Here is a 6,000-nt window from a genome sequence, read left to right as displayed (position 1 = left end):
GCTCATCCACGGTTGTAGCCGCAGGGGTGTCGGGCGACTTCGCCAAGCCTCGAATCGGATGGCCGTCCGGTTCGAGGCTCAGTCGCTTCCATCGCACAAAGTCTCCTCCGTGCAGATACAAGGGGTGTTCCAGCGGAGTGAGGCGTTGGAATTCCCTGGAACACCCCTCATCCGACCTCGCTTCGCGAGGCCACCTTCTCCCACAAGGGGAGAAGGAAGAAACGCGCCTCTCCACTACCCATTCACGGCCCGGCTGTCCGCCGGCGCCTCGTCCCTTTCGGTCAGCCCATAATCCCTGACCACATGCGCTATGCGCAATCGGTAGCCGGCAAAGATGCCGCCGCGGCCGGCCTGCTGCGCCTGCCTGTGCTCTTCGGTGTTGCGCCAGGCCTTCACCGCGTCCTCGTCGCGCCAGAACGACAGCGACAGGATGCGGTTCGGGTCGGCGAGGCTCTGAAAACGTTCGATCGAGATGAAGCCGTCAATGCCGTCGAGCAAGGGACGCAGATTGGCGGCGATGCCGAGATAGGCATCGCGTTTGCCCTCCGCGGGCTGCACCTCGAAGATGACGGCGATCACGGCAGCACCAGCTTGGCGTGCGGCCCGGAGACGTGTTTCAGGAACATGCGGTCCTCCTTGAGGATGAATCGTTCGCGCTTGGCGAACTCATAGTTTGCCTTGCCGGCGGGATCGGCGGCAAGCCGGGCGCGATAGGCTTCATAGGCCGCCAGGTTCTCGATGTTGTAAGCGGCGTAGGCCGTCGTCGCCGAGCCTTCATGCGGGGCATAGTAGCCGATCAGATCGGCCCCACAGCGCGGAATGGCCTGGCCCCAGTTGCGGGCGTATTCCTCGAAGGCGGCCTTGCCGAACGGGTCGATCTCATAGCGGATAAAGCAGGTGATGGTCACGGTCGTCTCCTTGGGGTTCTGCATCGAGGCTTCGAGCGCGGTCGAAACGTCATACGCATTGGTGTGCTAGGCAGTTCGTGTAAGGAGCCATCGTCGCTTGCGTCGCCGTCTCCTTGATCTGGCCGGAGAATAATGGCTATCTGACAAGAATGCTTCGATGAGGGACGAACTATGCGTGAAGGACCTGACATCGCCCGCATCGCCAGCCTGGTCGGCGACCCGGCCCGCGCCAACATGCTGAACGCGCTGATGGGCGGCACGGGGCTGACGGCGAGCGAATTGGCGCTGGAAGCCGGCGTGTCGCTGCCGACCGCCTCTTCGCATCTGTCGAAACTGATGGAGGGCGGGCTGCTGACCTTGGCCAGCCAGGGCAGGCACCGCTATTACGGCCTTGCCGGGCCGCAAGTGGCGGGCATGATCGAGGCCATCACCGGTGTCGCCGAGGCTGTCGGCCCCAAGCGCGTGCGGCCTGGCCCGCGCGACGGCGCCATGCGCGTCGCCCGCGTCTGCTACGACCATCTCGCCGGCGAGCAGGCGGTGGCGATGCTCGACCGTCTGGTCGAGAAAGACATATTGCTGCGCGACGACAGGGAGATCAGGCTTGGGCCATCCGCGTCGTCGCATTTTGCCGCGATCGGCATCGATGTCGACGCCAAACCGCGCCGCCCGGTCTGCCGCGCCTGCCTCGACTGGAGCGTGCGCCGCTCGCACCTCGCCGGCACGCTGGGCGCCGCCATCCTCGACAAGATCCTTCTGGAAAAATGGGCGCGCCGCGAAAAGGACAGCCGCGCGGTGATTTTCTCGCCACCGGGCAAGCAGGCCTTCGAGAAAGTGTTTTTGAGCTGAGCGCCGAGAACTACCCCCGCTTCAACACCTTGCCCTGCTTGAAGAAATCCACCCAAGGATCGGCTTCCGCCAACTGCTTCAGCGTCGTCTTGTCGCCTATGGGGAAAGCGTTCGGCGCCAGGCCGGCCTCGATCTCGGCCCAGGTCACCGGCATCGATACGGTGGCGCCCTTCTTGGCGCGCGAGGAATACGGCGCGACCGTTGTCGAGCCCCTGCCATTGCGCAGATAGTCGACGAAGATTTTCCCGGTGCGCGCCTTCTTCGACAGCGTCGCCGTGTAGCGGTCGGGGGCACCCTGTTCGAGCGCCTTGGCGAAATCATGGGCGAAGGTCTTCACCGCCTCCCAGTCCGCTGACGGTTTCAGCGGCACCAGCACATGATAGCCCTTGCCGCCCGATGTCTTGACGAAGTTTGGCAGCGACAGCTCGTCGAGCTTGCCCCTGATATCGAGCGCCGCCTCGCGCACCGCTTTGACGTCGACACCTTCATCGGGGTCGAGATCGAAGATGATCTGGTCCGGCTGTTCAAGCTTGTCGATCGTGCAGCCCCAGATGTGGATTTCGACCACGCCGTACTGGACGAGCGCCGCCACCCCGTCGAAATCTCGCACGAACAGGATTTCCTCGCCATCCGTCGGGTCTTTCATCCGGGCTATTCTGTCGCTCATGCCGGCCGAGGCATGTTTTTGGAAGAAGCGCGGGCCGCCGATGCCGTCCGGCGCCCGCACCAGGCTGAGCGGCCGGTTGACGACGAACTGCTCCATGCGCGGCCAAACCTCGGCGTAATGGTCGAGCAGGCCCTGCTTGGAGATCTTCTCGTCGGGCCATAGCAGCTTGTCGGGATGCGAGAGTTTTACGCTGGTCGTCATCGTCCCGCCGCCGCTCGAGGCCGGCTTGGCCTTGCCTGTCGCTGCCTTGGGCTTTTCCTGCACAACGTCCTCCGCCGGCTTGTCCTCGCGCAGCCCCTGGAACGAGGCATGACGTATTATACGGTCCGACGTCCAGCTGCGAAACTCCACTTCGCCGACCAATTCCGGCTTGACCCAGACCAGCCCCTTGCCTTTCGGCACGGCCTTGTCGAAGGGCGAAGCCTTCGCCTTCAGCGCATCGAGCTTGTTCTTCAGCGCGATAGCGCCCTTGGCCGAGAAGCCGGTGCCGACACGACCGGCATACTGCAGTTTGCCGCCCTCGTAATAGCCGACCAGCAGCGAGCGCAGCCCGCGCCCGGTCTTGTCCGACGGCAGATAGCCGCCGATGACGAATTCCTGCCGTGCCGTGCATTTCGACTTCACCCAGGTCGGGCCGCGCCCGCTGCGATAGGGCGCATCGGCGCGTTTTGAGACGACGCCTTCCAGCCCCATGCGGCAGGCATGCTCCAGCATGATCTTGCCAGGTTCAAAGAAATGGTCGGAGAAACGCACCGCCGCATTTTCCGACTGCTTGCCGAGCAGTTCCTGCAAGGCCTGCTTGCGCTCGACCAGCGGCTCGGCGCGCAAATCCTTGCCGTCGAGACGCATCAGGTCGAACACGTAATAGAGGAAGCGGTTCTTCCGCTTCGCCGACAGATCCTGCTGCAGCAGCGCGAAGGACGAGACGCCGCTGTCGGCCAGCACGACGATCTCGCCGTCGAGGATGGCGTCGCTGCATTTCAGCGCGGCCAGTTCCGCGATGATCTCGCTCCCAAACTTGTCGGTCCAGTCGAGGCCGGTGCGGGTCAAGAGCCGCACTTCCGTGCCGGCGATCTGCGCCTGCATGCGATAGCCGTCGAATTTGACTTCATGCAGCCAGTCCTTGCCCGGCGGTGCGTTCCGCTCCAGCGTCGCCAGTTGCGGCTCGATGAAATCGAGTTTGCGGCTTGCGGCCTTCGCCTTGCCGGCGGCCGGCTTGTTGGAGTGCCAGACTTCAGGCTTCTTACCCTTGGCGGTCTTGCCTTCACCGACCTCTTCGATCGTCAGGCCCGACTTCACCGATTCCGGCTTCTCCTTCAAAATGTCCTCGCCCGGCCGCGCCGCGGCGTCGTCCGACTTGATCAGCAGCCAGTTGTCGCGCTTTTCGCCCGCGCGGGGTTTCAGCCGCACCAGATGCCACAGCCCATGCAATTTGTGGCCGTTGAGTTCGAAGCTGATATGGCCCTTCTTCATCGCCTGAGCCGGGTCGGTCTCGGGTACCCATGTTCCCTCGTCCCAGACGATGACCGAGCCGCCGCCATATTCGCCCTTCGGGATCGTGCCTTCGAACGGCGCATAGTCGATCGGGTGGTCCTCGACATGGACGGCGAGCCGCTTTTCGTGCGGATCAAGGCTCGGCCCTCGCGTCACGGCCCAGCTCCACAGCACGCCGCCATGCTCGAGGCGAAGATCGTAATGCAGCCTGGTCGCAGCGTGCTTGTGGATAACGAAGATTCCGCCCGCTTCGCTCTTTTTCGTGCGTGCGACCTTGCCCGCCGGCTCCGACGTTTTCTTGAAATCGCGCTTGGCGTGATATTGTTCGAGGCCGGCCATATGACGTCCTCAGGCGGATTTGCGCTTCGGCGCGGTGGCTTTCGGCTTGGCGCGTTTGGCCGCCGGCGATGAAGCCTTCGTTGACCCCGAATCCGACGACAGGCTCTTCTTCAGCGCGTCGAACAGATTGACGACGTTGGAGGGTTTGGGGGCCGCCTTGGCCTTGGGCGCCTTGTGCCCCGCCTTCTTGGCCCGGATCAGTTCGAGCAGCGCGTCCTCATATTTGTCGTCGAATCTCGAGGGGTCGAATTTTGCTTTCTTCTTGTCGATGATCAGCTCGGCCAAATCGGTCATTTCCTGGTCGGTCTTCACCGCCTTGATCTCGCCGAACACGCTGTCCGGCTGGCGCACCGTGTTGTCGTAGCGCAGCGTCGTCAGCACCATGCCCTTGCCGAGCGGCTCGATGACCACGGGGCGCTCGCGTTGGTAGAGCACGATGCGCGCCAGCCCGGCCATCTTCTTGCCCGCCATGGCATCGCGGATGACGGCGAACGCCTCTTCCGACACCTTGTCGGCCGGGGCGACATAGTAGGGCGTGTCGAGATAGATCTGCTGGATCGAGGCCTTGTCGACGAAACCGTCGAGGCTCATCGTGTGCGAGGATTCGATCTGCACGGCCTCGATCTCGTCTTCCTCGATATGGACGAAATCGCCGCCGTCCAATTCATAGCCCTTGATCTCGTCGCCATCGTCCAAGGGCTTGCCGGTTTCGGCATCGACATAGATTCGCTTCACCGTGTTGCCGGTCTTGCGGTTGAGTATGCGGAACGACACCCTTTCGGTATGCGTGACTACATTGGTCAGTTCGACGGCACAGGTGACCAGCGACAGCTTCAGGTAGCCCTTCCAGGCTGGACGCGGCGCCATGACAAACTCCTTGCAATGGATTCAATCCAGAACGGGGCAAAGCCCATTCCGGTTCCGACCGCGCGACAAGGCAAGTCGGCGCCGTTGCCGCGCCGATCTTGCCTGCCATCTCACCTATTCGGCAGCCTGGAGATTGATCTTGCTTTCCGCCATCTCGGTGAGCTTGCGATCGGTCGCCTGCTCTTCCTTGAGATTCTTCGCGAGTACATTGGCGCAATCGCTGCGGCCGAGTTGCTTGGCCCATGCAATCAGCGTGCCGTAGCGGGTCATTTCGTAATGCTCGACTGCTCGCGCAGACGCAATCAGGGCGGCGTCCATGACCTCCTTGTCGGCGATGTCGCCGCTCACCTCGTCGGCTTCCTCGAGGATGCCGTCAATGGCCGGGCAGTCGATGGCCTTGGCCTTGACGCCATGCAGCTCGAACACCTCTTCGACGCGTTCGATATGGCCCCTGGTCTGTTCAAGATGTTTTTCGAAGCCTGCTTTGAGCTGCGCGTTGGTGGCCTTGTCGATCATCTTCGGCAATGCCTTCTCGATCTGCTTTTCCGCGTAATAGATGTCGCGCAACGTGTGCACGAACAGGTCGTCCAGCGTTTTGATGTCCTTCGAAAAGAAGCCCATGATTCTAGCCTTTCCATTTGCTCTTGCGGTGTTGGTGTACGTGCCTGCGGCTTGCAGGCAATCGCGGGCCGGCCACGCCAGTCCCGACGGTCAACGTCCGCCCTATATGCCGGTTCCTTCCTTTCCAGCCTGAGCAAGGAAATTCCATCAGCCAGCCGGAAATTGAAACAGAACCGCGCCCAGGCGACATTCAAACGAAACATATGTGATGCAAAAGTCACACAGGCCGGAATGGCGACAAAAGGCGTGGAAACACCC

General features: G+C 62.4%; 6 protein-coding genes. 1 reads left to right on the top strand and 5 read right to left on the bottom strand.

Annotation, left to right across the window (positions count from 1 at the left end; genetic code table 11):
- Nucleotides 1-234: 234 nt before the first annotated feature.
- Both D3242_RS22125 and D3242_RS22120 read right to left on the bottom strand, forming a co-directional pair.
- Nucleotides 235-579: an antibiotic biosynthesis monooxygenase family protein gene (locus D3242_RS22125; RefSeq protein ID WP_064985388.1), complete on the bottom strand. Its 345-nt coding sequence runs from the start codon at nt 577-579 to the stop codon at nt 235-237.
- Nucleotides 576-932 carry an NIPSNAP family protein gene (locus tag D3242_RS22120; protein WP_064985386.1) on the bottom strand — a complete coding sequence of 119 codons (357 nt, stop codon included), beginning with the start codon at nt 930-932 and terminating at the stop codon, nt 576-578. Before D3242_RS22120 ends, D3242_RS22125 begins: the two co-directional genes overlap by 4 nt.
- Before the next feature lie 147 nt (nt 933-1,079).
- On the opposite strand from D3242_RS22120, the gene D3242_RS22115 reads away from it, so the two are divergent.
- Complete coding sequence (locus tag D3242_RS22115) at nt 1,080-1,754, top strand: ArsR/SmtB family transcription factor (RefSeq protein ID WP_064985383.1); 675 nt, start codon at nt 1,080-1,082, stop codon at nt 1,752-1,754.
- Between the two features lie 10 nt (nt 1,755-1,764).
- Here the strand turns inward: D3242_RS22115 and ligD are convergent, their stop codons facing one another.
- From ligD to D3242_RS22100, 3 genes are all read right to left on the bottom strand, one after another.
- On the bottom strand, nt 1,765-4,254 hold the full coding sequence (gene ligD, locus D3242_RS22110; protein WP_064985381.1) for a DNA ligase D: 2,490 nt from the start codon (nt 4,252-4,254) through the stop codon (nt 1,765-1,767).
- Between the two features lie 9 nt (nt 4,255-4,263).
- Complete coding sequence (gene ku, locus D3242_RS22105) at nt 4,264-5,121, bottom strand: non-homologous end joining protein Ku (protein WP_064985380.1); 858 nt, start codon at nt 5,119-5,121, stop codon at nt 4,264-4,266.
- A 114-nt stretch (nt 5,122-5,235) separates the two neighbouring features.
- Nucleotides 5,236-5,742, bottom strand: coding sequence for a YciE/YciF ferroxidase family protein (locus D3242_RS22100; RefSeq protein WP_064985378.1), 507 nt, complete (start codon nt 5,740-5,742; stop codon nt 5,236-5,238).
- Nucleotides 5,743-6,000: the final 258 nt, after the last annotated feature.

The sequence above is a fragment of the Mesorhizobium jarvisii genome, assembly GCF_003601985.1.
Lineage (GTDB): Bacteria > Pseudomonadota > Alphaproteobacteria > Rhizobiales > Rhizobiaceae > Mesorhizobium > Mesorhizobium jarvisii.
Note: the sequence above shows the minus strand (reverse complement) of the source record. Positions and strands in the feature narration are given on the sequence as shown.